This window comes from Candidatus Obscuribacterales bacterium (genome assembly GCA_036703605.1).
Classification (GTDB): Bacteria; Cyanobacteriota; Cyanobacteriia; order RECH01; family RECH01; genus RECH01.
In genome coordinates this window covers 1-4,075 of record DATNRH010001010.1, presented here as the reverse complement: position 1 = coordinate 4,075, position 4,075 = coordinate 1, and the positions used below count along the sequence as shown (strand labels likewise).

2 protein-coding genes are annotated in these 4,075 nt (G+C 55.8%); both read left to right on the top strand.

Annotated features, from left to right (window positions below):
- The first annotated feature begins 155 nt into the window (after positions 1 to 155).
- Positions 156 to 2,789, top strand: a complete 2,634-nt coding sequence (gene alaS / locus V6D20_20665) for an alanine--tRNA ligase (protein ID HEY9818193.1) — start codon at positions 156 to 158, stop codon at positions 2,787 to 2,789.
- 439 nt (positions 2,790 to 3,228) lie between these two features.
- The coding region (locus tag V6D20_20660; protein HEY9818192.1) for a circadian clock KaiB family protein at positions 3,229 to 4,075 on the top strand (847 nt) is incomplete at its 3' end.

Here is a 4,075-nt window from a genome sequence, read left to right as displayed (position 1 = left end):
TGGGCAGGGGGCGAATCTAGACGAACTGTGAGGTGGAGGGCATCTATTTTCAAGGGAAAATCTGGGGCGATCGCGCTAAATTTTGTCGAATCTGTCCCCATGAATGACAATAGAATGCGAAGAGTTAAGCACATAGCCTGTATTGCGGAAGTCCCATGGTCACCTTTCTTAGCGGCGCTCAAATTCGACAAACGTTCCTAGAGTTCTATCAAGCCCGCGGGCATCGCATTTTGCCCAGCGCGTCGCTAGTGCCGGAGGATCCGACGGTGCTACTGACGATCGCGGGAATGTTGCCCTTCAAGCCCATTTTCCTAGGACAGCGTCAGCCGGATTGTTTGCGCGCCACCAGCTCTCAAAAATGTATTCGCACCAACGATATTGAAAATGTGGGTCGCACGGCACGCCACCACACCTTTTTTGAGATGCTGGGCAACTTCAGCTTTGGCGATTATTTCAAATCCGACGCGATCGCTTGGGCCTGGGAACTGTCGACGCAGGTATTTGGGCTACCTCCCGAGCGATTGGTGGTGAGCGTATTTCGTGACGATGATGAAGCCTTTGCCATCTGGCGCGACCAGATTGGCATTCCCGCCCACCGCATCCAGCGCATGGATGAAGCAGATAATTTTTGGGTGTCTGGCCCCACGGGCCCCTGCGGCCCCTGCTCTGAGATTTACTACGACTTCCACCCCGAGTTGGGTGATGCCACCCTCGACCTAGAAGACGACAGCCGGTTCATCGAGTTTTACAACTTGGTGTTCATGCAATACAACCGGGATGCGGAGGGACAGCTCACACCGCTGCAAAAGCAAAATATTGATACCGGCCTAGGTCTGGAGCGCATGGCGCAAATTTTGCAGCAGGTGCCCAATAACTATGAGACGGATCTGATTTTCCCCATCATCAAAACCGCAGCAGCGATCGCCAACCTGGACTATGCCAAGGCAGATGACTCCACAAAGGTCTCCTTAAAAGTTGTGGGTGATCACGTGCGCTCGGTGGTGCATATGATTGCCGATGGCATCACTGCATCCAACCTAGGGCGGGGCTATGTGCTGCGGCGCTTAATCCGGCGAGTGGTGCGCCATGGTCGCCTGTTGGGAATCGATCGCCCCTTTGTCACCGAGGTGGCCGAAACGGCGATCGCCCTCTGTGAAGACGTTTATCCTCAAGTTCGGGAACGGGCGGTGCTGATTCAAGCCGAACTGCAGCTAGAAGAAGCGCGCTTCTTGGAAACCCTAGAGCGGGGCGAGAAATTGCTCAGCGAGATTTTATCGAAGGTACCGGCTGGGGGGCAGATTACCGGTCGAGATGCCTTCGTGCTCTACGACACCTACGGCTTCCCGCTGGAACTCACCCAGGAAATTGCGGAAGAACAGGGGCTGACGGTCAACGTGGCTGAGTTTGAGACGGCCATGGAGCAGCAGCGACAGCGCTCCCAAGCCGCCCATGAAACCATCGATCTGACGGTACAGGGTGCGTTGGATCAACTGGCTGAGCATATCCACGAAACCGAATTTTTGGGCTATGCCGATGTGGCCGCCAGCGCCACGGTGCAAGTGTTGCTCGTAGACGGTCATCCGGTGGATCAGGCTGCGGCAGGGACAGCGGTGCGCCTGGTGCTCGACCAAACGCCCTTCTATGCCGAGTCGGGCGGTCAAATTGGCGATCGTGGCTACCTATCGACAGAGAGCACCTTGGTGCGCATTGAGGATGTGCAAAAAGAAGGCTCGATCTTTCTGCACATCGGCACCGTGGAGCGGGGCAGTCTCGGCGTTGGCGATCGGGTCACGGCCCAGATTGACCTGGCCTGTCGCCGTCGGGCCCAGGCCAACCACACGGCTACGCATCTGCTGCAAGCGGCGCTCAAAACCTTGGTGAGTGACAGCATTTCCCAAGCCGGTTCCTTGGTATCCTTCGATCGCCTCCGGTTTGACTTCAACTATGCCAAACCCCTGACTCCTGAACAGATCCAGCAGGTTGAAGCTCAGGTGAATACCTGGATTGCTGAAGCCCATGCCGCCACGATCACGGTCATGTCCCTAGCGGATGCGAAAGCAAAGGGGGCGATCGCCATGTTTGGAGAGAAATATGCCGATGATGTGCGGGTGATTGATTTTCCCGGCGTCTCTATGGAACTCTGCGGCGGCACCCATGTGAGCAATACGGCAGAAATTGGCCTGTTTAAGATTGTGTCTGAAACGGGCGTAGCGGCAGGCATTCGGCGCATTGAGGCGATCGCTGGCCCGGCGGTGCTGGAATACCTCAATCTCCGGGAGCAGGTGGTGCGGGAGTTGAGCGATCGCTTTAAGGTGAAACCGGAGGAGGTGGTCGAGCGGGTCACGACTCTCCAGGATGACCTGAAGCTGGCCCAGAAGCAGTTGACCGCCCTCAAGTCAGACCTAGCGATCGCCCAGAGTGACGGTCTCCTGAGCCAAGTGGAAACAGTGGGCGCGGTGCAAATTCTCGTGGCCCAACTAGGGGAAAGTGACCCCGAATCGTTGAAAACCGCAGCGGAACGGTTGCTGCAAAAGCTGGGGGATGGAGCTGTGGTGCTGGGGTCGGTACCGGAAGCGGGCAAGGTCAGCTTGGTGGCAGCCTTCAGTCCAGCGGTGAATCAAGCGGGTCTCCAGGCTGGAAAATTCATCGGCGCGATCGCTAAACTCTGTGGCGGTGGCGGCGGTGGCCGACCCAACTTGGCCCAGGCGGGCGGGCGAGATCCTGAGCAACTGGATGCGGCCCTAGAGCAGGCTCGCCAGACGCTGCAATCTACCTTAAGGGCCAGCTAGAAACCCGACCCTCTCACGACGCGCTCTTGCCAGCGATCGCCTCCAGACCTTTGGCGATCGCGAGGTAACGTTGAGGGTCGATGAAAACTGCTTAGGGATCGCTAGAAATCCTAGGGAGATCGCTAGGTAGGGGAATCCTTAGCGTTGTAGTATGCCGGATCGAAGCATGTCTATGGTTACCCTAAGCGATCGCCGATCCCGTTGACCTAGATGCGATATCTCTGGGGATCAAGCTGATCCCCGGGGGAATTGGGCCCACTCAGGGGTTACGAAACCAAACAATCGCTTTAGAATATCTTTAGATTGAAGCGACGGAAGCGCATCGGTTGACTGCGGATATCCGTGGATCAATGACCTGATCAAGGGCGATCGCTGTCTGCATATCCAGCCCACTGCCTAAACTAACTGCCATTCCAACGAAATGCTTGAAAAACATCGCATGGAGGCACTGAACAACTCGCAGGAGACTCTGCCGCAGACCGCTGCCGTATCGCTGCAACTCCTGTTATTTGTGGACAAGCGTCCCTACTCTGCCGAGAAAATTCGTCAAATTCGCAGCAAGCTGAAGGAACTGCCGACCCCATACCTCGTTGATCTTCAGGTGGTGGATGTTAGCGAACAGCCTCACCTGGCCGAACATTTCAAGCTGGTGGCCACACCAACGCTGATCAAGTTATTTCCCGAGCCGCGTCAGATGCTAGCCGGTACAAACTTGGTGGCTCAAATTGGTAACTGGTGGGAGCGCTGGCAGCGATCGCTAGATGATATAGCTGCTCAGATCGTACCGGAAGAGTCTAGTCCTTCCAATGCTTCTAATTCCACAGAGGCGATCGAGGCATCCCCCACATCGGCTACCCTGGCATCCGTCGCCCATTCTGCAGAGCTGATTCAGCTATCCGACGAAATCTTTCAACTGCGCCAGGAAAAGGAGGATCTTCAGGAACAGGTGCTGTTTAAAGATCGCCTGATTTCTATGCTGGCCCACGATTTACGTAATCCCATCACGGCGGTGTCGATTGCGTTGGAAACCTTAGAAATGGGTCTCAATACCGAAGCTAGTGAACTCCCCTCTCGGTTTACACCGGAATTGATGGCTCAATTGCTTAAACATGCCCGCACTCAGACCAAGGCCGTCGATCGCATGATTGCTGATGTGCTGCAAGTGGCTCGTGGCCAGGGAGCTGGGTTCCAAATTCAACCCCAGCGCCTAGACCTAGGCGATCTCTGCTACAACGTTCTGAGTCGCTTAAACGCTCAAGTGCAGCGTAAGTCCCAGCAGATTGAGT

Excerpts from the sequence above, each read along its gene's own strand:
- alaS (HEY9818193.1), top strand. The coding sequence starts at position 156 with ATGGTCACCTTTCTTAGCGGCGCTCAAATTCGACAAACGTTCCTAGAG.